The 21,210-nt window shown below is 40.3% G+C and carries 27 protein-coding genes and 1 pseudogene; 9 read left to right on the top strand and 19 right to left on the bottom strand.

The genetic code is table 11. The features are described from left to right. Window positions 1–29: 29 nt before the first annotated feature. Complete coding sequence (locus tag ACRWSG_RS04085; RefSeq protein ID WP_054551896.1) at window positions 30–257, top strand: hypothetical protein; 228 nt, start codon at window positions 30–32, stop codon at window positions 255–257. Window positions 258–461: 204 nt separating this feature from the next. Here the strand turns inward: ACRWSG_RS04085 and ACRWSG_RS04080 are convergent, their stop codons facing one another. From ACRWSG_RS04080 to ACRWSG_RS04055, 6 genes are all read right to left on the bottom strand, one after another. After that, entirely contained in the window at window positions 462–1,112 is a 651-nt protein-coding gene (locus ACRWSG_RS04080; RefSeq protein WP_166339189.1) for a tellurite resistance TerB family protein, read from the bottom strand. Between the two features lie 216 nt (window positions 1,113–1,328). Next, entirely contained in the window at window positions 1,329–1,769 is a 441-nt protein-coding gene (gene azu, locus ACRWSG_RS04075; protein ID WP_462165705.1) for an azurin, read from the bottom strand. Window positions 1,770–1,793: 24 nt separating this feature from the next. After that, window positions 1,794–2,516 carry a HugZ family pyridoxamine 5'-phosphate oxidase gene (locus tag ACRWSG_RS04070; protein WP_462165704.1) on the bottom strand — a complete coding sequence of 241 codons (723 nt, stop codon included), beginning with the start codon at window positions 2,514–2,516 and terminating at the stop codon, window positions 1,794–1,796. After that, complete coding sequence (locus tag ACRWSG_RS04065; RefSeq protein ID WP_462165702.1) at window positions 2,513–3,301, bottom strand: heme ABC transporter ATP-binding protein; 789 nt, start codon at window positions 3,299–3,301, stop codon at window positions 2,513–2,515. The genes ACRWSG_RS04070 and ACRWSG_RS04065 overlap by 4 nt, the downstream gene beginning before the upstream one ends. After that, a complete protein-coding gene (locus ACRWSG_RS04060) occupies window positions 3,294–4,352 on the bottom strand; it encodes a FecCD family ABC transporter permease (protein ID WP_138599887.1) in 1,059 nt (352 codons plus the stop codon). The genes ACRWSG_RS04065 and ACRWSG_RS04060 overlap by 8 nt, the downstream gene beginning before the upstream one ends. After that, window positions 4,349–5,158, bottom strand: a complete 810-nt coding sequence (locus tag ACRWSG_RS04055; RefSeq protein ID WP_054551890.1) for a heme/hemin ABC transporter substrate-binding protein — start codon at window positions 5,156–5,158, stop codon at window positions 4,349–4,351. The genes ACRWSG_RS04060 and ACRWSG_RS04055 overlap by 4 nt, the downstream gene beginning before the upstream one ends. Window positions 5,159–5,339: 181 nt before the next feature. On the opposite strand from ACRWSG_RS04055, the gene ACRWSG_RS04050 reads away from it, so the two are divergent. Continuing rightward, on the top strand, window positions 5,340–6,113 hold the full coding sequence (locus tag ACRWSG_RS04050; RefSeq protein ID WP_138599888.1) for a GGDEF domain-containing protein: 774 nt from the start codon (window positions 5,340–5,342) through the stop codon (window positions 6,111–6,113). Between the two features lie 86 nt (window positions 6,114–6,199). Beyond that, on the top strand, window positions 6,200–7,156 hold the full coding sequence (gene corA / locus ACRWSG_RS04045; protein WP_054551888.1) for a magnesium/cobalt transporter CorA: 957 nt from the start codon (window positions 6,200–6,202) through the stop codon (window positions 7,154–7,156). A gap of 60 nt (window positions 7,157–7,216) precedes the next feature. On the opposite strand, the pseudogene dps reads toward corA, so the two are convergent. From dps to ACRWSG_RS04020, 5 genes and pseudogenes are all read right to left on the bottom strand, one after another. Beyond that, window positions 7,217–7,736: pseudogene (gene dps, locus ACRWSG_RS04040) on the bottom strand (DNA starvation/stationary phase protection protein Dps). Between the two features lie 227 nt (window positions 7,737–7,963). Continuing rightward, on the bottom strand, window positions 7,964–8,383 hold the full coding sequence (locus tag ACRWSG_RS04035) for a CBS domain-containing protein (protein WP_054551886.1): 420 nt from the start codon (window positions 8,381–8,383) through the stop codon (window positions 7,964–7,966). Between the two features lie 98 nt (window positions 8,384–8,481). Continuing rightward, on the bottom strand, window positions 8,482–9,015 hold the full coding sequence (locus tag ACRWSG_RS04030; RefSeq protein WP_462165700.1) for a CC0125/CC1285 family lipoprotein: 534 nt from the start codon (window positions 9,013–9,015) through the stop codon (window positions 8,482–8,484). Window positions 9,016–9,026: 11 nt separating this feature from the next. Further along, window positions 9,027–9,719, bottom strand: a complete 693-nt coding sequence (locus ACRWSG_RS04025) for an anti-sigma factor family protein (protein WP_462165699.1) — start codon at window positions 9,717–9,719, stop codon at window positions 9,027–9,029. Beyond that, a complete protein-coding gene (locus ACRWSG_RS04020; RefSeq protein WP_187489964.1) occupies window positions 9,716–10,207 on the bottom strand; it encodes an RNA polymerase sigma factor in 492 nt (163 codons plus the stop codon). Before ACRWSG_RS04020 ends, ACRWSG_RS04025 begins: the two co-directional genes overlap by 4 nt. Window positions 10,208–10,377: 170 nt before the next feature. On the opposite strand from ACRWSG_RS04020, the gene ACRWSG_RS04015 reads away from it, so the two are divergent. After that, window positions 10,378–11,550, top strand: a complete 1,173-nt coding sequence (locus ACRWSG_RS04015; protein ID WP_462165698.1) for a S8 family serine peptidase — start codon at window positions 10,378–10,380, stop codon at window positions 11,548–11,550. After that, entirely contained in the window at window positions 11,448–11,663 is a 216-nt protein-coding gene (locus ACRWSG_RS04010; protein ID WP_462166892.1) for a S8 family serine peptidase, read from the top strand. The genes ACRWSG_RS04015 and ACRWSG_RS04010 overlap by 103 nt, the downstream gene beginning before the upstream one ends. Here ACRWSG_RS04010 and ACRWSG_RS04005 read toward each other — a convergent pair. Further along, window positions 11,660–12,574, bottom strand: coding sequence for a hypothetical protein (locus tag ACRWSG_RS04005; protein WP_462165697.1), 915 nt, complete (start codon window positions 12,572–12,574; stop codon window positions 11,660–11,662). The two genes, ACRWSG_RS04010 and ACRWSG_RS04005, sit on opposite strands and share 4 nt — an antisense overlap. A gap of 47 nt (window positions 12,575–12,621) precedes the next feature. Further along, on the bottom strand, window positions 12,622–13,365 hold the full coding sequence (locus ACRWSG_RS04000) for a hypothetical protein (RefSeq protein WP_462165696.1): 744 nt from the start codon (window positions 13,363–13,365) through the stop codon (window positions 12,622–12,624). A gap of 224 nt (window positions 13,366–13,589) precedes the next feature. Here ACRWSG_RS04000 and ACRWSG_RS03995 point away from each other — a divergent pair, with 224 nt between their 5' ends. The 3 genes from ACRWSG_RS03995 (at window position 13,590) to ACRWSG_RS03985 (ending at window position 15,650) form a co-directional block, all read left to right on the top strand. Continuing rightward, window positions 13,590–13,976, top strand: coding sequence for a penicillin-insensitive murein endopeptidase (locus ACRWSG_RS03995; RefSeq protein WP_462165695.1), 387 nt, complete (start codon window positions 13,590–13,592; stop codon window positions 13,974–13,976). Further along, window positions 13,948–14,214 carry a hypothetical protein gene (locus ACRWSG_RS03990; protein WP_462165694.1) on the top strand — a complete coding sequence of 89 codons (267 nt, stop codon included), beginning with the start codon at window positions 13,948–13,950 and terminating at the stop codon, window positions 14,212–14,214. The genes ACRWSG_RS03995 and ACRWSG_RS03990 overlap by 29 nt, the downstream gene beginning before the upstream one ends. 254 nt (window positions 14,215–14,468) lie before the next feature. Continuing rightward, complete coding sequence (locus ACRWSG_RS03985; protein ID WP_462165693.1) at window positions 14,469–15,650, top strand: hypothetical protein; 1,182 nt, start codon at window positions 14,469–14,471, stop codon at window positions 15,648–15,650. Between the two features lie 59 nt (window positions 15,651–15,709). Here ACRWSG_RS03985 and ACRWSG_RS03980 read toward each other — a convergent pair whose 3' ends face one another. Further along, window positions 15,710–16,264, bottom strand: a complete 555-nt coding sequence (locus tag ACRWSG_RS03980) for a LysE family translocator (RefSeq protein WP_462165692.1) — start codon at window positions 16,262–16,264, stop codon at window positions 15,710–15,712. A 133-nt stretch (window positions 16,265–16,397) separates the two neighbouring features. Here ACRWSG_RS03980 and ACRWSG_RS03975 point away from each other — a divergent pair, with 133 nt between their 5' ends. After that, window positions 16,398–16,847 (top strand): Lrp/AsnC family transcriptional regulator, encoded by a 450-nt coding sequence (locus ACRWSG_RS03975; RefSeq protein WP_054551870.1) that lies wholly within the window; start codon window positions 16,398–16,400, stop codon window positions 16,845–16,847. 46 nt (window positions 16,848–16,893) lie between these two features. Here the strand turns inward: ACRWSG_RS03975 and ACRWSG_RS03970 are convergent, their stop codons facing one another. From ACRWSG_RS03970 to ACRWSG_RS03950, 5 genes are all read right to left on the bottom strand, one after another. Continuing rightward, window positions 16,894–16,986 (bottom strand): (2Fe-2S)-binding protein, encoded by a 93-nt coding sequence (locus ACRWSG_RS03970; RefSeq protein WP_462165691.1) that lies wholly within the window; start codon window positions 16,984–16,986, stop codon window positions 16,894–16,896. Between the two features lie 99 nt (window positions 16,987–17,085). After that, on the bottom strand, window positions 17,086–17,595 hold the full coding sequence (locus tag ACRWSG_RS03965) for a hypothetical protein (RefSeq protein WP_462165690.1): 510 nt from the start codon (window positions 17,593–17,595) through the stop codon (window positions 17,086–17,088). Beyond that, the gene (locus tag ACRWSG_RS03960) at window positions 17,570–19,369 is read right to left on the bottom strand and encodes an IucA/IucC family protein (RefSeq protein ID WP_462165689.1); all 1,800 of its coding nucleotides are present in this window, start codon (window positions 19,367–19,369) and stop codon (window positions 17,570–17,572) included. The genes ACRWSG_RS03965 and ACRWSG_RS03960 overlap by 26 nt, the downstream gene beginning before the upstream one ends. Window positions 19,370–19,421: 52 nt before the next feature. Then, window positions 19,422–19,970, bottom strand: coding sequence for a GNAT family N-acetyltransferase (locus tag ACRWSG_RS03955; RefSeq protein WP_462165687.1), 549 nt, complete (start codon window positions 19,968–19,970; stop codon window positions 19,422–19,424). A gap of 19 nt (window positions 19,971–19,989) precedes the next feature. Then, window positions 19,990–21,177 (bottom strand): MFS transporter, encoded by a 1,188-nt coding sequence (locus ACRWSG_RS03950; protein WP_462165686.1) that lies wholly within the window; start codon window positions 21,175–21,177, stop codon window positions 19,990–19,992. Window positions 21,178–21,210 lie beyond the last annotated feature (33 nt).

The raw sequence follows: 21,210 nt of genomic DNA, 5'->3' as shown, positions 1-21,210 counted from the left end.
TTTAGTTAGTTTTAAAAGGAAGTTTGTTTATGAGGTTTTTAATGTTGGCCTTGGTTGGTTTAGTTTTATCTGGATGCGCAAACTCAGGTAAAGAACAAGCAAGTAACGATGGCTTAATTTGTAAAATGGAAAAACCGACTGGCAGCAATATTGCTACTCGCGTGTGTCGTACACCTGAACAAATTGCTGCTTTGGAAAAAGAAGGTAAGCAAGGGATTCGTGATATTCAAAGAAATAGCACTAATACAATAAAATGAATTAGTGGCTGCAATAAGCTCTATAGTATTTTAGCGTTTCAATGGCCACATGTTAATTGTGGCCATTTTTTTTGATTGTATTTTGATATTTTATTTTGTGCGATGACGCTGCTGTACGTCACTTGCAAAATATCCATATAAACAGAACTAAGTTTAATTTTTGCTGGCGTTCTTTTGTATCTAATAACTAATAATGTTAATGGTTTAGCTAATAGTGTTAAGTTCTCTATGAATACTCATTACCAGTTCGCTAGGAATGCATAACTGATTGGCCAATGTGTCTAAGTAGTGTTTAGAAACTGTTTGGTTCAAATCAATTGCACTGGCACTGGCTGCATATACTTCAATACCCATTTGTGCGTTTGGCACAGCGGCAACTAACTCTGATAGTTGCATTGGTTTTCTTAGCTCATCAAACAGCATGGCTTTTTCTTGCACTGACAATTGCATTGTTTCCACTTGTGCGAAGATTTTTTGTCTTTCGGTTTCATCAATGTGGCCATCAGCATAGGCAGCTGCAATCATAGCGCGCATGAGTAATAATTGCCCATCACTGTGATTATCGTCGATTGCATCAGTAAATGACTGCTCAGGCAGCGTGGCGGGAGTAAAATCAAAACCACGTGAACTAGTTTGCTGAACTGGGGCTGATTTTTGCTCTGAATATTGTTTATAGGCTTTCCAGGCAAGACCACCTACAGCAGCCAATGCTCCGTATTTAACGGCTTTTTTACTGCTCTTTTTACTTTTTCCGCCCATCAAGCTCGTTAGCCCACCGCCGGCAACACCACCCAAAAAGCCATTCAGCGCGCCTGATTTATTTAAATTACCCACTAATTTTTGTAAGTCTTTCATTGTTCTCTCCTTGCAGATATGTGCCCAGATTAGGTGATTTAAAATCAAAAGGAAACGAGATAAATGTTACAAAACACATCAGTTAACAATTGGTGGTATATTTTTATTGGGTATTCTATCGGCAATATTAAAACCTGCTATTGGGGTGAATAGCGATTAACTTAAGTCAAGAAAGCCAGCAAACTAGCTGGCTATCTATTGGTGAAAATATAAGGTTTAAATTAAGGTAAACGTCCCTTGCATAATTGCGTAGTGACCAGGGTATGAGCAGAAAAATGCATAATTTTCGCCCTCTTTTAAAAGGTTGCTTGCGAAGGTTACGCTGGTTTGTTCGCCACCCCCTATAATTTTAGTTGCAGCAAGTACACGGCTATCACCTTCTTTTAGGTAATTTTTGTCAAGCCCTGCGCCCATGCCATCGCTGGCGATATCTGGAATATCTGCTTGTTTAGAAAGCACCCAGTTATGATCCATGGCATTTTTTGGTAATTTGCCAGTATGTTTTAGTGTTACCGTCACTTCTTTACAGCTTTTTGGGGCAGTTAATGACTTAGTGGAAAATTGCATCATATCGTTTGATTCAATTGTTAGTTCACATTCATTAGCATTTGCTGAAGCTGCAAGAATAAACAAAATAGAGCCTAAAATTTTCTTCATGGTATTCTCCTTAAATGAACATATTTACACAGTGGCACGTGCATCTTTAGTTAGTTGAACAAGCGCTTTTCGTACTGCTTGAGGGTTATCACATACCTCATTAAAAGGGATGTAGTAGTTCTTATTATGGCTTCTGATGTAGCAGCCTTGCGGTAGCAAACCATTCATAACGGGTGCTGTGTCGTCAACGTGGTAGTGATTGTTTAGAATTAAGGACATTGCATCTTTGTGGTCTTCGTTCATATGATTGATCATATGCAGCTCTTGGTTGTCATCCCATGCTTTTTCTGATGTAAGCCATTCATCTTTTTCAATCCAAAAAATCTTGCCAAAGCCGCCTATATAGCGAATGCGAACAGGGTCTAATTGCCATAAGTTAAAGTCATGAGCGCTACGATAAGAGTCAGCTTCTGGGTATAAAGCAATATATTTGTTGAGTAATACTTCAGCATGTTCTGCTGGAACTAATGAGCCATCACCCACGATGGTTACTCGACCATGTTCGTTTTGATCGCCTGTTTGCGCTGCATCAAATATTGTTAGACTCATGCGCTTGTCGTGAACTAGGTTTTTAGTGTGTTGAGCAATATCGCTGATAAAAAAATACAGTTTTCCTTGCTCATCACACATGTAAGGAGTTACAGAGCCAAATGGATAGCCGCGTAAATTATATGAAAGGGTAGACATTACTCCGCTATTTTTTTTGTATACCAATTGCTTGGCGTCGTTGACGGCTTGTGTTCTCATGAAAACTCCTGACGTTGAGAATAAATCATTGGGGCGTCATGCAGTGGATGTGACTTAACATACAAAGGCATGGCGTAAATGTGTTTTAAATTATGTTCAGTGAGGACATCTGATGTTCTGCCAGACGCCAAAATGTGTTTTTGATGCAACATAATAATGTCGCTGGTATAAAGACTTGCTAAATTTAAGTCGTGGATTGCAATAATGGCGGCATTGCCTTGCTCAACAAACTTGTTAACACAACCCAATAAAGCATGCTGGTGGCGCATATCGAGCGCTGAAGTTGGCTCATCTAATAACATGAGCTTCGGCTGAGCATCATCACTAAATGCATCGAGTTGCGCTAAACAACGTGCCATACTCACTCGTTGTAACTCGCCGCCCGATAAAGCCGTGGCACGACAATCTCTCAAGTGTCCCAGCTCCATAAAATCAATGTATTGAGCTACTTTTTTAGCACAGTGCTGCGTTGTTTCTTTGTAAGGGTAGCGCCCCATTGCAACAAGCTCTTGCACTGTGAATGCAAAACCTAGCTGCTGAGACTGCATAACAACGGCACGTTGATGGGCCAGTTTAGCTTGGCTAAATTTTGCTAAGGGGTGGTTGTGGAGCAGTATTTCACCTTGATAAGGATGACTTCCGGCTAGAGTGTGGAGCAAGGTCGATTTTCCAGCTCCATTTTCACCAATTAAGCCCACACATTGACCTGCTTTAATCTCACCAGTTAAATCTTGCAAGATGGCTTTTTCGCCGTAATTAACACTTAAGTTATTAAAACTAAGCAATTGCGCCTCCTTGCTTACTTTTTAAAATAAGGTAGATAAACAAAGGCGCACCAAGTAGGGCGGTGATTATCCCAATAGGAAGTTCTGCTGGCATGACTAATGTGCGTGCGAGCCAATCAGAGAGTAATAAAACGATAATGCCAAGCAACATACACAAAGGCATCATAACCCGTAAATGGGGACCCACCATAAGCCTTGCAATATGCGGAACAACCAAACCAACAAACCCGATTAAGCCTGTCATTGCGACACTTGCTCCCACACCTAATGCAACTAAAATAATGATTTGAAATTTAAGAGTCTGCGTGTTTATTCCTAAATACTGAGCTTGTGATTCACCTAGCAGCAAACAATTCATAGGTTCTTTTAAATACCACAGGCCAATTGCACTGATAAGTAACAGTGGTAATGCTTGATTTAAATTAGTCCACGTAGCACCGCCAAGTGAGCCCATAGTCCAATAGTTTATTAACCTCAGCGCACTGTCATCAGCATAAAAACTTAATAACCCTATTAATGCAAAGGCAAGAGCGTTTACTGCTACACCGACCAAAATCAAGGTCGTCACATTAACTTGACCGGCCTGTTTAGCGATAAGGTAAACAAAAAGCGTGACAGCCAATGCACCTAAAAATGCGGCATAAGGTAAATATTTATCGGCTTGAAAATCAAATTTCGCACCCAGTGCGATAAATGCCACTGCAATAACTGCAGCGCCTGAACTAATACCAATAATAGATGGGTCGGCAAGTGGATTACGGCACAGGGCTTGAGTTGCCGTGCCAGTTTGAGCCAGCACTAAACCAATCATTACTGCTAACATAAAACGTGGTAAACGAATTTGCGTAACAACATTAATTTGTAACGGGTCAAACTGTGTAAAGTGCTCTGGCGCAAGCCAAGCAATAGCTAAACGCCAGTCCCAGCCGGCGGGGCCAAAACCAATACTTAGTAAAGATAAGGCGGCAATACTCAGAACGCAAAGGACTATCCATTTATTAGGAAAAAGCCTTGTTCTTAGCTCTATTGGTAAAGTAATTGAACCGTTCATAGCTTATTGCGATATTCACTAACTTGCTCAATGGCAATCGCTATTCTTGGTGTTAACCCCAATGATAATAAACTATCCATAACCAGTAACTTACAGTTTTGTGCTGCTTTTAATAAAGATAAAGCGGGCAGCTTACAAAATGCATCTTTACCACCTAATGAGTAAACGACATGAGCAGGTGCAATAATAAAATCGGGTTGCTCTACGGCAAGGATCTCTCTATTTAATGGTTTAAAGCCTGAGTGAGTCTGCGCTAAGTTTTTAATTCCAGTATATTCAAACAACATTTGCGGCACGGTATCAGTACCGGCAGCAACTAAGCCTCTATCATTGGCCGATAATAGAAAAAGTGCTTTTTTACCAGTAAGCGAAGATTTTTCAGGTAAGCTATTTTGGATTTTTTGATTTAAAGCACGTGCTTGCTCTTGCGCACCTAATTCATTACCTAAATTAGTAATTAAGCTATTTAGCTCACTGATAGAGTCTGGCTTAGGGTAGGTTTTTAACGTTACACCAGTCGAACTGATTTGTTTCAATACTTCAGGTCTGCCAGTTCCTTCAAGTGCAAAAAGTGCCGTTGGGCGTAAAGAAAGTACACCTTCCGCAGCAAGATCGCGGTAATACCCAACCTGAGGTAACTCTGTGGCCGCTTTTGGATACATACTCGATTGATCAACACCTACTAGCTCTTGCTGCTGACCTAACGCGAATATAATTTCTGTTAATGTTCCTCCGGCACTTACTATTCGTTGCTCAGCGAAGACTGAGCTTGAAAGCAGTAATAACATGACGCTTAAGTATTTCATATTTGCACTCACTTGAATGATAGTAGCCCTATTATAATTAATTAAATGCAAATGAAAATAGTTATCACAATCAATATGCGTTTGAGGGTGTAACTTCGTAGTTCAACTCTTTGTGCTAGTCTTGTTGGATGAAATTTAGATTATACTCGATCATCTATTACTTTGAGGGCGGGAGGCTTGCATGAGGCGTTTTTATGAAACAGAACGAACTTTAATGGATTATCGAGAAAGAGAAAAAAGCCGTTGGCTTAGGATGCTTTTTATTACTGTGATTAGTATTGCAATTTCTTTACTGATTACTTTCTTGATTCTTCTTGCTACAGGGACAGAAATGATGCCTATCATTTTTATTATAGCGACAATTGCTCCTGCAGTTACTGCACCAATCGTTTCATGGTCTATTAGTGGTTTGATGATTAAAGTTCAAAAATTAGAGGAAACACATCGAAAACTAGCAATGTATGATCATTTAACAGGATTGCTATCTCGTCGAGAGTTTCTAGCTCAAGGGAATGAACTATTGCAAATGTGTCAAAGTAATAATCAACCAGTTGTATTTGCTTATTTAGACTTAGATCACTTCAAAAAAATTAATGATACATACGGTCATGCTGCTGGAGATGAGGTATTGGTAAGTTTTGCAAACCTAGTCAAGAAAACTTTAAGGCAAGAGGATTTACTAGGTCGTTTAGGGGGCGAAGAGTTTGCTCTAATTTTGGTAAACACGCGAGTGGTAGAGGCAAAACAGAAGCTAGAATTGCTCCGTAAATCTGTCGCAAAGATGACAATTAATTACGCTGAGCAACCGCTAAAGATTACAGTTAGTTTAGGGGTAGCTGATTGGGACCGTCCTCATAAAGAAAACTTAATATCGTTAATGAAAAGAGCTGATAATGCACTTTATAGTGCTAAATCATCTGGGCGAAACCAGCTTGCATTTGCCAAGCTATTTTAATGGCTTGCTCCATAAAAACACTGATATATTGTTTGTTTTTGAAACATCTAAATTCTTTAAATAATTTTATTTTTTAAGTAGGGCGCATGTTACGATTTTTTTCTATAGACCAAGGTGTGATCACAGAAACAGAGCCAGCTGCTGATATGCCTCTTGCAACCGCTATTAAGAATGCCCATTGGATTGATACTATAAATCCGACTGAAGAAGAACGACAAGCGCTGGCAAGCACCCTTAATATCACCTTACCCGGCGCTGATGATGTTGAAGAAATCGAGGCCTCTTCCCGTTGCTTTATCGACCATGAAGGCTTGCATGTGCATGCGCTTTTCATGTCACCAAACGAAGGGCGCTTTAATACGGTAACCGTAGCTTGTTTGTTACAAGACAACTGTTTGCTGACAATCCGCGATGATGAACTAGCCGATTTTCGTCTATTACGACTACGTGCTCGGAAAGGGCAAGTGGCGTGTGATAATCCAAAGCAACTTTTGGTGACTTTATTTGACCAAAAAGTCGAAAACCACGCTGATATGCTTGAAGACATGCATCATCAGTTAGAAAAACTCAGTGCCTATGTACTTGAAGAGGATGACTCTGACTTAGAAGAAGCCGTTAGCCGAATTTCTCGCCTTGAAGATAATAACGGTAAGGTGCGTTTATGTTTGATGGATACGCGCCGGAATATTTCGTTTTTACTGCGCCACCTAGGAGCGCCGACAGAAGACCGCGAATCACTACGTGAAATTGTACTCGATATTGATACCCTTATGTCTCACTGTACATTTTTGTTTGATAAGGTGAATTTCTTAATGGACTCGACTCAGGGTTTTATTAACATCGAACAAAACCAAATTATCAAAACCTTCTCTATCGCCTCAGTGGTGTTTTTACCTCCAACCGTTGTCGCCAGTATTTATGGGATGAATTTTAACAGTATGCCTGAACTGCAATGGGCATGGGGTTACCCGTTTGCAATTGGCATTATGTTGCTGTCTGGCTTTGCACCTTACTTGTTCTTTAAACATAAAGGTTGGTTGTAACAAAGCATAAAAAAGCCCAGCAAATGCTGGGCAAGGGGTCTTCGGATAGACCTAGGGGGTTTAACCTTTCAATTCGCCGGTAGACGATTCGATATGTGCACGAACAAACCATTGGAATTGTTCTAAATCAGCCAGTTGGACCAGTGATCATATCTTCAGAAACTGGGTCTAGCTCACCAAGCTTATCGATAGCTGCACGGTGGTCTTTATTAACACCGTTATACACTTTATCAAGCGCTGTTAGGTGGTCAGTAACTAAGCCTTTACCAATTGAATAATCTTGCCAAGTACGGCGTTCTACAATTGATTGAGGTGTGCCAACAGGTACGCCGCCCATGGTTGCAATACGCTCTGCAATCGTGTCAGTCATCTCTTGCACTGCGCTTACTTGTGGGTCTAACATTTCGTGTACACCAATAAAATTAGGACCAACAACATTCCAATGAATGTGTTTTAAAGTGAGGTGTAAATCGATTAAAGCGACCATGCGTTGGTCTAGAATAGCAATCGTGTCCGCTGCAGCTTGGTCTTTAACACCCGGTGCTGTAAATTCTGCGATTTTTGATGATGAATTACTCATTACTCCTCCGAGATTATCTGTAAATTTCCTTTCGCTTTTAATCTAAAAAGCATGTGTAATTACACAGAAGCAAGCGTTGTGCCTAATAATTTTTAAATTATAAAATATTGAATTTAAAAGATTAATTTTATTTAAGTCTTGAGTGAGGGTGGTACTAGCTAAGAAGAAGTATGAAAACTCTGCACACCTTCTGTAAAAAATTCAGTGTGCAGATACAAAGTTACGACTTAAGAAAGTAAAGCCGCCGCTAAACGAACAAAATCAGATGAGGTTAGAATGCCCACTAGGTTGTTATCTTTATCAACCACAGGCATGCAGCCATGACGGTTTTCAACAAAAAACTTAGCAACTTCGTGTAGCGGTTGCTCTGGCGAGATACTGGTAAAATCGGTAGCCATAATATCAACTACTTTAGTTTGCTTTTCCTTGCGTTCGAGGGCGCTGGCACTGTAATTAGCCATGATATTCATTACCTGAGCAATCATGATTTTTTGCGTTAACATGCCAACCAAACCACCATGCTCATTGATCACAGGGATATGACGAACATTTTTCTCTTTCATTAGATTATGAGCATCATGCAGGGTATTTTGCGCGCTAATAGCAAATGGGTCTGGCGTCATTAAATCACTAACTAGGTGTGTCATGGCTACATCCTTACAATTAATCAAGTTGTGGTAAGTTTAGCGCTTATCTAGTTAATTTCACTTAAGTGAGATCAAAGTATTAGTGATTAACGGTGTAATTACTTATGCAGTTCAGCCGTAGGTAAAAAGATGTAATGAGGATAATTTTTACCTTTAAATATTAATTTTATGAAATTATTAGCTTGTTCAATTAGCGTATAAGCATCATGCGCTTTTTCACTTGGTTTTATGCCTTTTCCTAAAATGATTGTTAATTGTATGATGATTGTGCGCTCTAATAACGTTGACTCATGCAGTGCTGGCGAAGTTTGACTTGTGCAGGTTAATAAACCGCAGTGTGCTCTTTGCTCAAAACGTGGTTTGTTAGTGGGCTTGGAACGCTCAACATCAACTGCCTGCTCGGCAACGAGAAACCAGTCATAACCGGTGTCTATCGTAATGTTGGCGGCTTGCAGCATACTTTGCTCAAGCGCTGAGCGCTTTGAACCGTGACGAGTCTCGTATCGAAGGATATATTGATTATCTGCAAGCTGCTTAGTTGTTAGGCCAGGAATGTTTTTATCATTCGAATGTTGGCTGCTGGTGCAGCCAATTAATACAATGGCAATATAAGCTAATAATACGTGTTTCATGATTGTCTCGCTTATTGCCAATGGTTATTTAGTGCTTGTTGTTCGGCGTTACAATCTAACGGTTGGCCTTGAATGTGCTCGTCGATGTAACTATCAAGCGCAGGTGTTTTACTTGCTAAGCGATAGCTTTGGCTTGAAATTGCGCGTTGCTCGCTCGATGCATGAAGCTGCCAAATTCCTTGTTGTTTACAAGCAATATGTGTTTGCTGGGTAGTTTTAGAATACAGCGTGTATTGGCGGCAAAAATCGCCATTAGTATTAACAAAGCTAAGCTGTGCAGTTAGGCTTCTGTTTGTATCTAATAGTGTGTTGTCACCACTCAGTTGTTGATCTAATGCGTTGGCAATGGGTTGTTCCAAACCTTGTTGTTGAACAAAGCTAGCAATAGCGACTGTAAAAAGCACCGCAATACTTGCTGCAACGGCCATTTGTTTGCGACCAGCTAGTTTAATTTGCTGCCATTTAGATAGCGAAACGACATTCTCTTTATTATGTTGCTCGATTGTTTGTGCAAGTTCATCAGACAAGGGCATTGCATCAATCTGTGCTGCGTGTTGTTTAACGAGCATGTCAACTTCAGATAGTTCAGCTAGGCGTAAAGCGAGTTGCTCATCTTCAGCAATTGCATTACGTATTGCGTCCATTTCGTTTGCTGGTAATTCATTGTCTAAAAAAGCACTGAGTGTTTGGTCATCAATCTTCATGCGTTTTCCTTAGTGAAATCAGGCTTAATTAATTGATAAAGTGCAGCTCTGGCTCGTGACAATTTACTCATCACGGTGCCAACAGGTATTTCGAGGGTGTGCGCAACATCTTTGTAAGCCATACCTTGCACTGCCACGAGGGATACAATAGCGCGTTGTTCATCTGGCAAGGTTGTTAAAGCGTTATTTACCCGCTGCAAAGTCTCTTGGGTTGCGAAACTCTCTTGTTCATCGTCACAGATGGGTTCTTGAAGTTCTGTATTTTGAACTGCCTTTAAGCGCACTTTTTGCGAGCGGTATTCGTCAATCCAAACATTGCGACAAATCTTGAAAGCCCATTTTAGTGGTTCAATATCATCGGGCATGCCTTTTTGTAAAAGTTTCTCGATGGTCATTTGTACAATATCATCGGCATCTGCTTGATTGCCGGTAAGCGAAAATGCAAAACGTCGCAGCGCTGGTAATAAACTGGTTACTGTATTTGTCATAGTTTCCCTTATTGGTTAGGGCAAGGGCCGATTAATGAAATAACTCATCAATGATTCAGCCAACTCACACTACTATAACGAGCAAGAAAAAGTTTTATTCCCAATAAATGCAATTTTTCTTTCACTGAAACGTTATAGTAGTACCTAACTAAATGAGAAGTCACTGTAACATGAAATTGAAATCAGTCATTTTAAGTAGTTTGCTGTTTACTTCAAGTACGCTATCAGCTGCGATTATCAAGCCAATAAATGGTGTGATAGAACAGGTAGATCCTGTTATTAATCAACTTGAACCGCGCATAACCAGCCAAGTAGAAAGCATACGCAAACATGAGTTAATCGACGACGCAACAGCCATTGTGACCTCGCTACCCAAAAGGCTAGAGATACTTAATCAGTTGCAGGCTCCTGCATTTGTTGAAGTCGACGTTGAGCATGGTTTTCGTGCAGTTGAAAGGCAATGGATAATGCTCGCGAATGAACAACATCAGGCAAAACTGTTGCAAATTGGTGCGCAAATTATCGTCACTAAACAATACACGTCATTGGGTTTGTCATTAGTGCGGTTTGTTGTCCCGACCAATTACGATTCAAAAGCGCATTTGCAACGTTTACTTTTACTCGATGATGCAGCGTTACTGGACAGAAATCATATTTATCAAGCGCAAAATGGTTCTCAACAAGATGCGTCTTCATCAAAGCTTACAGCAATGTGTGACTGGTCTGTAAAAATTGGCATGATTGATAGTGCGATTGATACGACTCATCCGGGATTTAGTAACACACAGATAAAAATGCAGTCATTTCTTGCAAATGACTTAGTTTCACCCGATTTGCACGGCACTGCGGTTGCTGGCGTTTTGGTAGGTAAGTATGAGCAGCTCATGCCGTTATTAACTGAGGCAACATTATACAGCGCGGCGGTGTTTTATCAGCAGTCTGATTTATCACAAGGGGCGACATTAGCTGCAATAGTTGAAGCACTTGATTGGTTGGTTGCTAACGAGGTGCCTGTTATCAATATGAGTTTTACTGGGCCCGACAACGCTATTTTAGCGGCAGCAATCAATGCTACAGCGGCTAAACAAGTAACTTTAGTGGCGGCTGCAGGCAATGAAGGACCTGCTGCGCTGCCACTTTATCCTGCGGCATACCAACATGTCATTGCTGTCACGGCACTAGATAGCCAAAACCGAATTTATCGCTGGTCAAATAAAGGTGATTATATTGATTTTGCGGCATTAGGCGTCAATGTCATGACGTTAAAAGCTGGGGGGATCTTGGTCGGGAATCTGGAACCTCTATTGCTGCGCCGCGTATTTCAGCGGCGGCTGCATGCTTAGCGGCAAAGCCAAATGCTTCTCCTAAAAACATTTACCAGGCGTTACAGCAACAAGCGAATGATTTAGGTGAAGTAGGCAAAGATGCGGTGTTTGGACATGGCGTAATTGATTAAAAGCTGGCTTTTAATGACAGCGAAGCAATACTTTGGGTATAGGTGTTTGCTGCCAGCTTAGATTGATAATCGCCGTACTCTGCTTCAGTAACAATTTGCAAAGAGTCAAAAACAGAAAGCTGCCAAAATGCGCTGACTACACTGCGACTTTCATCCCGAGATGGCTCGCTTTGTGTAAGTGGTTGGCTGATAACTTCTTGGTAGTTTTTATCTTGATAGCGCCATCTTAATCCTGCTTTATTGCTTATATCAAACGCTTTAAAACGATGAGTGATGCCCGTATTTAAGCCCCAACTTTTAAAGTTAAATTGCTCTGAATCAGCATTTTCTCTATCTAAACTAGCGCCTAAAAGCAGCATCGTTTTACCCTGGTTAATAAAGTAATACAGGTTCGAATCAAACCCTAACCCTTTTGCATCGCGCATTGACTGTGTGGCGAATTGTTTATCTGAAGCCCTAATCGCAGTGCGCAGATAGGTTGTTGGATTAAAGTAATGGTCCACATACAAACTTGCTTGATCCAAGGTTAAAAATGTTTCTTTTGCTACTTTTGCTAAAGCGCCGTCATAACGAATACCTACATCAGTACCAGAAAGGCTATAGCTAGAATCAAGGCTGTATTGATGCAACGCCAAGTCGTACTGGTCAAGCTGATTATAATTGGTTTGCTCGTATCGATAACTTGGTGTGAACTTAAGGTTGTCAGTTGCATGTAACTCAGCGCTAACGCCGGCTTTAAGTATTGAACCCGTATCACTTTGTGAAGAAATATCATCTAACTCTTTAATGGCTAAATCGGAGTTAGTCGTTAAGCCAATTTGTGCATCAGCATGAAAAGTTGCATCCGAAGCAAATACTTGAATGCTTGTGGTTAACGCACTTAAAGTGATGAGCTTATTAATTGAACGCATAATAATCTCCTAAAGGAGCGCCGGGGGATAACCCGGCACGCTATTGGTTAAAGGCCTAAGTTCAGGCTGTTTTGAATGTTATTAACGACTTCGGTAGTTGTCGCTGCGGTTATTTGCTCAGCAACTTGTTGGTTAACGCTGTTGCTAACAGTTGATGAAATGGTTTGCTCAACACTACTTTGTACAGAGCTCATTGCAGCTTGTTGTACATTACTAGTCAGTGATGATTGCAGGTCATTAGTGATTTGCGAGGCTTGACTTAGACCAGCAGAGCTTAGCTCACTAGGCTCTAAAGACGCTAATACATCTGTTTGCTGACTCAATTGATTTTGCAATGCGTTGGTTGTGTTCGAATTAGTGTTCGCGACGGCTACATTACTAACAGCAGATGTCGCAGTTGACAGCATTGATTCACCAGCTAGTACTACGGTATTGGCAGCTTGAGAAGCGCTTGATACCGAGTTTGTTAAACCTAGTTCGGGTATAGTTTCAGCAGGCTGCTGTTCATCGTTTTTAAGCGTTGTTTGATTATTTGCTTGGCCGCTATTTGAGCTTTCAGTATTCACACCATCTGATGAATTTTGTGTTGTTTCCGAGCCCGACACTTGAGTTGATTGCATCATTGTCGTATTCGACGTTGCTTGGTTTGAACCAGTCGAAACTTGATTATCACTGGCTGTTTGCTGTTCAGATGCGACTGATAGTTGCACGTTAGCTGCTGATGAAGCCGCTGAAAAGCCTGTTGCAGTTACGACACAGATTGCGATAAGTGATTGTTTTAAATTTGTCATTGTCTCGTCCTCTTTTTTGCGAATTGACATAGAGGTAACGAGTGGGTGAAAGGTTTATTCCAAAAATTTTTAACTTTTTCCATCAAATTAGCTAACTTATTGAAAGCTAGACAGAGCTTTCACTTTTTGTTCATTCACAGGTCACTAAGCTTTAAATTTTTAAAGAAGCTACTGCAATGAAAACATGTTTAGTTTTAGCCTTATTATTTTGCTCTGGATCGGTTTTGGCTAATAGCGTCTGTGGTGGAACGACTGCCAATGGCTATGTGCGTAATGCAGTAAAACTACCCAGCAAGGGTGATAACTTTACCAGTTACAGCAAAATGGCAGAGCTGGCAGGGCGTACGTATGTTCATTCGCAGGTAAAAAACATCATTGTTGATGCCTACCAAGCGCTCCAGAAATCCCATCCTGATAAACGATACAAATACGCTGAAACGGGCTTAGAAAATGGCGGGAAATTTAGCCCGCATAAAACCCATCAAAATGGTTTGTCGGTTGATTTTATGACACCTGTTATTAACGAAAAGGGGCAATCAGTTCATTTGCCAACACATGTATTTAATCGTTTTGGCTACGATATTGAATTTGATAAACAAATACAGGTTTGAACAGTTTAAGATTGATTACACCGCTTTAGCAGCTCATATTGTTGAGCTACATAAATCGGCAACAGCAAAAGGTTACGATCTTTGGCGCGTGATCTTTGCCCCAAGCCTGCAAGCTGGGCTTTATAAAACCAAGTATGCCGATTATTTAAAAGAGCATATTCAGTTTTCGACTAAACCATCCTGGGTGCGACATGATGAGCATTACCATGTCGACTTTTTAGTGCCGTGTGAAAAATAGTCTTCAATTCATTACGGTTAGAATTGTTAATTAGATTATACGGTTTTAGTGAATAAGCAGCTGAAAGCTGATAAAGTGCGTTGCGCAAAACATGGATGTTTCAACTTGTGCCACTTTTAAGTAAGTCCCTCACGTTTTCTTTAAGAAAAATAGAATCATGCCTCTGTTTGTATTTAATATGCTTAAAGCCTCACTATGCACATAGCTTAAGCATTTTAATTTAGAATTTACTATTAAATATAGAATTTAAAAATATGAAAAAATTAATACAAATCTTTGCTATTTTATTCTTTGTATCAACTTTATCTGCTTGTATGACAACTTATAACCCTGTTCCTCAAGGATATCAGGGCGAAACAGCAACTATAGATGACACCTTCAGAACCATGGCAACTAGTACAGGTCGCTTCTTTTACTTGAGTAAAGTGAATGGTAAAGATGTCAATAACGCTATTAGGGCAACAAACCAAGCTACTTATGGACAAGGTATGGTTCTGTCACCAGTGGGGTTTAGTCGAAAAGTACCAGCAGAGGAAATGACACTAACACTTGTAGCGCAGGTCCATCATGCCGCACCTATTAACTATATGTTTAATTCAGGAACGAATTACATTGTTACAGGTGATGTATCTTTTATTCCAGAAGCAGGACAAAGCTATCTAGTAAAGGGATATTTGAGTAGTGACTTTTCGTCTGTTTGGCTTGTAAATAGCGCTGGTGAGCAAGTATCTGATGCTGTTGTTTTAAAAGGTGATCCTGATAAGAGTACAGCTGTAATCGCCAAATTAGTTAAGGGTAAAGTTGTACTTCCCGAGCCGCCAAAAACGCAAGCGACTATTAAAAAGCAGGTTGCTATCACAACAGAGTCATTTGATAACCCATTGTTTTTTCTTGAGCAGGGGCTAAGCGCAGAAGCTATTATTAAGAAGTTAGGTGAGCCTGATCATATTCGTTATATTGAAAAAGGCTTTTTTAATAACAAGCCTGAAATACAAATATTTCATTTCACAAATCTTGGCAGTGTTCAAATGGTTAAGTCACCTGCAGATGGGCAGTTTTACTCAAAGTTAACTTATAATGTTAATAGCCAAGAGCATTATCAGTTTGTTGATGTAGTGAACCAAGCTGATGGTACCGAAACTCAAATCCTTGGTAAGAAATTTTATAATATCGGTGTTTATAAAGAGCAATACCTAGACGCATTAGCGAATAAGCTCTGGCAAAATAAATATACTGTCGATGGGCGTATGCTAGATGGTGTCGCGTACTATTGTAAAATTATTGCCAATGCACAAACGATGCGTTATCAAGCTATGCTAAAAAGCCTTGTTGCAGATAAAGATGTTCCTTCAAAGTTACGTCGTCATTGTAAAGCAACCAAAAAAGACATAGACAAATTAAAGCTCGCAACTGTTGAGCAGTTTGAATTTATGTAGTTTAAATCCAAGCCAATTCACTTAATCAAGTGAATTGGTATTTCAATCTTAATAATTATTTAAAACAAACTAAACATCACTGAAGCGATTAACAGTATTGCCATTAGGTAGTTAAATGCTTTTAAGCGCTTTGGGCTGGCAAGCCAGTGTTGTAGCTTTTCGCCAAGTAGAGTCCACGAGCTGACACAAGGCAGGTTAATTAAACCAAATACGAGGCTTACGATTAACACTGAGGTGAGGTTTTTATCTGGGGCATATAAACTAACCGCGCTTAATGCCATTGCCCACGCTTTTGGGTTCACCCATTGAAATAGTGCAGCCTGAATAAAAGTAAACGGCTTACTTTCACTACTGGCTTTTTGTTGTGCGTTACTTGTGGCAATTTTAAACGCCAGATAGAGCAAGTAAGCAATGCAAAATACTTTCAATATCAAATAGCTTGGTGGAAACAAGTCAAATAGCTGCATGATGCCAAGGCCCACCAAAACTAACATCAACATAAAGCCAAACGTTACGCCAAGTAAGTGTGGTGTGGTTCTTTTAAAGCCAAAGTTAGCACCTGAGCTCATCAACATTAAGTTATTTGGCCCGGGTAATTGATGATACCAAAGCAAATAATGCCAAGGCTGTTAAAATTTCGAAACTCATCGCTATCTCTCCATTTGAATTAAGATGCAATTATAAGTTGTAATGCGCGCAATTTTTGCGCTTAATGTTGTTTTGTATATTTAAAGTTCACAATGAAAAATGAAAAAAGATAAAATTAACGACAGAATATTGCATGAGCTTAAACGCAATGGCCGAATTGCCAATGCCGAGCTGGCAGATAAAGTGGGTTTATCGCCATCGGCATGCCTTCGTAGAGTGCAAGAGCTAGAAAAGCTTGGGGTTATTGCGGGGTATCGGGCGGTTATTAATAATCAGGCTGTTGGCCTTGGGTTTATCGCTTATGTTGGGGTTGGTTTAAATGAGCACTCAACCGTCTCTCAGCGAGCATTCGAACACGCTCTTGAGTTTATTGATGAAGTAAAAGAGTGCCACAATGTAACTGGCTCGTTTGAATATTTGTTGAGAGTTGAGACGGCGGATCTCAAGTCCTATAAAGCATTTCATGCTGATGTACTTGGCTCAATCCCACAAGTACGAACCATTACAACTCATGTAGTGATGGAATCGCCGAAGGATGAACGCGCTTAGTAAATAGGTTTAGAGCCTTTATATAGAAAACGTTTGGAAAAAGGCATTAGCAAGCGCTAGTGCCTTTTTTGTTTAACGGACAGTTAGCGCAATAATCAGCGGTTACAAGTTGGTAGTGTAAGCAGCAGGTTTTACGCATAAATGTCAGCGTATTGTTTTGATCACGAAAGCGATGTTTACCACATAGCTTTTGCCATGGTTGAAAACGCTTTGCTATAAATTCTATCGATTTCTCTGGTCAGCAAGCGATTAACGCTGCGTGGAAAGTATCACTTTGTAAACGTTTTAATAATCCTTTATTTAGCCTGTATTGCAATGGCAAGTTATTATACCAAGCTTGCTGGTGGTCAAATAAATGATTGGCTGCCAGTTCAATCAAATCTGCATTATTAAAAGAGTCTTGTTGAGCCATGATATTTAAATTAGCCAAACCATAAATATGTGAGCCCGTTACCCGCTGCTTAATATTGACCAGATCAGGAATGCAACCAAGGTGCTCTACACAGGCTACTAATAAGTAAATAACTTGCCAGCTCAGTTGTAAATAGAGGTTGATTGCGACATATCCCTCAGTAACATTTGTCCCTCTTAATTTTATAGCGTTAGCTAAATCGGTTAATTGCTTGCTAGTTAAACATTGACTGCTAAACCATTGCTCATCGATTGTTGGAGTTAAAAACGTCAGCAGTGAGCACTGCTGACGTAAGGCTAACTCAAGCTTATTATGCTGTTGTGTTTGCAAGTGCATATTGCGCTAATGGGTTTTGCAAATCACCTGCATACTGCAAGCTTGAAGCTGGGTCGGTAATATCAACCATTTGTTGGTTGTTACGCAGCTGTAAGCGGTTTAAGCAAGATAATGGGAATGACTCAGCAAATAAATCATGCTCAGCAAACTTGTCTTTAAGTGCAGGATGACTCGCCTGATACTGAACAATTGTATCGGCGACGGCTTGCCAAAACTGTTGTTCGGTCAGTAGGCCATCAGTTACTAAAATTGCCGAAAGGTAACGGAAGAAGCAATCGAAAATATCAGTAAAAATAGACAACACGGCAACGCCTTCTGGAATGGTTACCTTAATCCGCTTTATTTCATCATTCAGCTCGATATTACTATTTAATAAGGCAATTTCTTCACCAATGTCTTTAATGAATACCCCTACCGGAACATGATTATTAAATCGAACGATGAGATTTTCACCATGTGGCATAAAGACTAAATCATACTGGTAAAAACAATGTAGCAATGGTGTCATATAAGCCTGTAAGTAGTGGGCTAGCCACTTATCAGCACTAAGCCCCGATTTGGCAATTTTAGCACTTACAAATGAACGGCCTTCGCTATCGATATGAAGCAGACTTGCCATAGTGGCAAGGCTTTCATTCTCGTCCATATATTGAGCAGGATTTTCACGCCAAAGAGCCGCCATCATTTTCTTATAAGGGTTATCGCCAAGCGCTGGATGAGTGTAATACTGCTCATCAAAGCCAAGGGTTGCGACTTCTCTTAAAGGTTGAAACTTCAGAGATTTTAAATAGCTATCTTGGTTTACTAAGTCGAACAACCATTGATTTATTGCCGGAGTTACTTTCATATAGGCGCTCGATAAGCCCCGCATAAAGCCCATATTTAAAATCGATAAGGCGGTTTTAACATAGCATTTGTGTGGCTTGCTGATGTTATACAGGGTACGAATTGATTGCTGAGGTAAATAACTATCTTGTGAGTAGCCTAAACAGACAATATGTTTTTGCGAGATGTGATAGCTATAAACATGGACTAATTTGTTAAACCATTGCCATGGGTGCATAGGAAATAACAGATAGTCACTTGGCTTTAAACCTTGCTCAGTCAGTGCTTTTTCAAAGCGTAAACGCTCAGCTAAATCAAGCTCATCGGCAATCAAGCTCTCGTATTTATAATCATCGGTACTTTTAAAGGTGGTGTGCTGTTTGTGACACGCAAGCCATATAATTTGAAATGGGTTTGCGGCTTCCGGCGTATATTGGTGAAAATCTTGTGAGTTAAAACCAATCCGACCATTGTTGGCAATAAAGCTTGGGTGACCCATGGTCATTTGGGTTTCGATCACTTGAAAATCTGCGTCTGCTAATTGCTGAGCGCTATAGCGATTATTTTTAAATTTAAATGCAAAGCCACTGAGTGTGCTCGCGAGTTCTTCGAGATAGGTGCCAAGCATTGATTTATCTATGTTTAACTTGTCATTACACTCAAGCACAAACGCAATAGCATCTAATGGTTGACTGTGATCAAGCGCCATTTTAGTAATGCTACTTGGCTCAACTTGTAGGTGATTAAGCAGCATTGATTCACCTTTAAACTGATAGCTTTGCCCACCCATGGTATGCAACACGTAATGGTTTGGTTTTTCACTGTCGTAGCTAAATAGTCGTTCGTGATAAAACTCACTGAGCATTTTGGCAATCAGTAAACGGTTTGCGTATTGCCACGCTTGTTGGTCTAGATGTGAGGTACTGCAAGATGGCGTTGCTTGTTGCACTGCGGGACCTTGCTGTGAAGTGTCGAAGCGAGACGAAAGATGCTGTAAGTAATTAAAATAATTCTTTTTCTAAACTACCTAGTAATGCAGTTTTCTCACTCAATTTAATAACTTTATGATGGCTGAAACCTGCCTTTAAGTTAAGGCGATGAATTTTATGATTGGCTACATCTGGCTCCACAATCACTCGCTCACATGAGAGGGTATTAAACATAAACTCTAACACCGACTGCATAACAGCAAGACTAAACCCTGCCACAGAGAACTGCTTTGGAGCGAGTAAAATATGCATGCCTAAATCGCCGTTTTTAAGCGCTAGGTGGTTCTCAAGTTTTAGTATGTGTGGTTTGTAAATCTCAATTAAAGCAATCGGTGTTTGGTTTATTTCAAGCAAATAGGCTTGTTGAGCCTCATCTTTATTAAGTGTTGTATAAAAATCTAAAATCTCTTCGGGAGAATGTTCCATTGCTCCCCAAAATTGAGCTTGGGGATGTTTAAGCCAAGGGGTAATCGTCGTTAGATCGTGTTCAGGGTTTAATGTTCTGATTTTTACATCACCAAGCAAAGCGTGCTTAATATGAGTTTCAGTAATATTTTTCATAGTCGTGTTCTCTTAAAAATTAATAACTGTGAATAGGGTCTGTTGAGGTATGTTTGTTGCGTAAAAAAAGCAGATAAAACAAACATAAAGTGATGGCAAAGCCAACAGAGCCCGTCAGTAATGGGGTGTTTAGTTCAAAGCGAGAGACTAAATCTCCCGCTAAAAATGAGGCGCAGATGACGCCGATATTTTGCATAAAATGAAGCTTGGCAAAGTCGCTTGAGTAAAAGCGTGGTTCGCTCATTGCAAACAACATGACTTGCAGACGCACGGTCAGTAAAAATAGCCCAATAGCAAATACAACACGGCCGAACACAAGCCATTGCCAGTGTGAGCTAAGTTGTATAAATAGGCCGATACTGCTTAATACAAGTGCATAGGCGATTGTTTTACTGTGTTGATTGGTTGCAGGTTTGTTTTTGGTTGTAATCAAAATGACAAGTGCAACCCAAGCAGGGATAGCAAACACAGCGCCAGCTAACAGTGCATTGCTGAAATCACTTACTTGTTGCCAAAGTAGCGTAAAGTATGGCGTTGCTAAGAACATGCTGAAGTACACGCCCATAGATATAACCCCTAAGCGAATAATGTAGCCAGGGAAACGCTTTCGTTTTACTGATGATGCGGTTAATTCCCGTGGCTTGTAGCTTACTTTTAATAAGTAAATTAAATACAAGCAGAGCATAACCTGTAAGCAGTCGCCCGCAGCCATCACTAAATATAAAAAGCGCGGCTCAATACTTTGAATGATTAAGCCACCTAATAAAGCACCGCCAATACCACCAAAGTGTAAAAGCACACTAAATAAAGCAACGACACCGAGGTGCTGTTGTTTTTCTTCGATACTTAGAACAAAGGGGTAAATAAGCAGGTAACTTGCTTTAAATACCAGCATCAGCTGTGATAACAGCCAAAAGCTCCACACGTTTTCGCTGTAAAAGCACGCAACACCCAATAGCCCAGCCATTATCTGGGTAATAGCCCATAAATACAGCTCGTGCACGTGCTGCGCTATTTTCGCCCATACAGGGAAAGCACACATCACAGTGATGCAGCAAACAGCGATATAGGCACCAATGTGATTACTTGATTGCAAACCAAATTGGGCACTAAAAAACTGCGGGTAAAAGGGCAAAATCATGGTGTCGCAAACAACAGATATAATCGTCAGCAGCACCAAGCTTGACTTTAATGCGGGTTGTTTCATGCTATTTGCTTCTGTTTTTCGTTGACAACATCG

It is taken from the genome of Pseudoalteromonas sp. GB43 (assembly GCF_054923805.1).
Note: the sequence above shows the minus strand (reverse complement) of the source record. Positions and strands in the feature narration are given on the sequence as shown.

Bases quoted from the DNA above. Each gene is read 5' to 3' on its own strand.
- ACRWSG_RS04085 (WP_054551896.1), top strand. From the start codon at position 30: ATGAGGTTTTTAATGTTGGCCTTGGTTGGTTTAGTTTTATCTGGATGC.
- ACRWSG_RS04080 (WP_166339189.1), bottom strand. From the start codon at position 1,112: ATGAAAGACTTACAAAAATTAGTGGGTAATTTAAATAAATCAGGCGCG.
- azu (WP_462165705.1), bottom strand. From the start codon at position 1,769: ATGAAGAAAATTTTAGGCTCTATTTTGTTTATTCTTGCAGCTTCAGCA.
- ACRWSG_RS04070 (WP_462165704.1), bottom strand. From the start codon at position 2,516: ATGAGAACACAAGCCGTCAACGACGCCAAGCAATTGGTATACAAAAAA.
- ACRWSG_RS04060 (WP_138599887.1), bottom strand. From the start codon at position 4,352: ATGAACGGTTCAATTACTTTACCAATAGAGCTAAGAACAAGGCTTTTT.
- ACRWSG_RS04055 (WP_054551890.1), bottom strand. From the start codon at position 5,158: ATGAAATACTTAAGCGTCATGTTATTACTGCTTTCAAGCTCAGTCTTC.
- ACRWSG_RS04050 (WP_138599888.1), top strand. From the start codon at position 5,340: ATGAGGCGTTTTTATGAAACAGAACGAACTTTAATGGATTATCGAGAA.
- corA (WP_054551888.1), top strand. From the start codon at position 6,200: ATGTTACGATTTTTTTCTATAGACCAAGGTGTGATCACAGAAACAGAG.
- ACRWSG_RS04035 (WP_054551886.1), bottom strand. From the start codon at position 8,383: ATGACACACCTAGTTAGTGATTTAATGACGCCAGACCCATTTGCTATT.
- ACRWSG_RS04030 (WP_462165700.1), bottom strand. From the start codon at position 9,015: ATGAAACACGTATTATTAGCTTATATTGCCATTGTATTAATTGGCTGC.
- ACRWSG_RS04025 (WP_462165699.1), bottom strand. From the start codon at position 9,719: ATGAAGATTGATGACCAAACACTCAGTGCTTTTTTAGACAATGAATTA.
- ACRWSG_RS04020 (WP_187489964.1), bottom strand. From the start codon at position 10,207: ATGACAAATACAGTAACCAGTTTATTACCAGCGCTGCGACGTTTTGCA.
- ACRWSG_RS04015 (WP_462165698.1), top strand. From the start codon at position 10,378: ATGAAATTGAAATCAGTCATTTTAAGTAGTTTGCTGTTTACTTCAAGT.
- ACRWSG_RS04005 (WP_462165697.1), bottom strand. From the start codon at position 12,574: ATGCGTTCAATTAATAAGCTCATCACTTTAAGTGCGTTAACCACAAGC.
- ACRWSG_RS04000 (WP_462165696.1), bottom strand. From the start codon at position 13,365: ATGACAAATTTAAAACAATCACTTATCGCAATCTGTGTCGTAACTGCA.
- ACRWSG_RS03985 (WP_462165693.1), top strand. From the start codon at position 14,469: ATGAAAAAATTAATACAAATCTTTGCTATTTTATTCTTTGTATCAACT.
- ACRWSG_RS03975 (WP_054551870.1), top strand. From the start codon at position 16,398: ATGAAAAAAGATAAAATTAACGACAGAATATTGCATGAGCTTAAACGC.
- ACRWSG_RS03970 (WP_462165691.1), bottom strand. From the start codon at position 16,986: ATGCGTAAAACCTGCTGCTTACACTACCAACTTGTAACCGCTGATTAT.
- ACRWSG_RS03965 (WP_462165690.1), bottom strand. From the start codon at position 17,595: ATGCACTTGCAAACACAACAGCATAATAAGCTTGAGTTAGCCTTACGT.
- ACRWSG_RS03955 (WP_462165687.1), bottom strand. From the start codon at position 19,970: ATGAAAAATATTACTGAAACTCATATTAAGCACGCTTTGCTTGGTGAT.
- ACRWSG_RS03950 (WP_462165686.1), bottom strand. From the start codon at position 21,177: ATGAAACAACCCGCATTAAAGTCAAGCTTGGTGCTGCTGACGATTATA.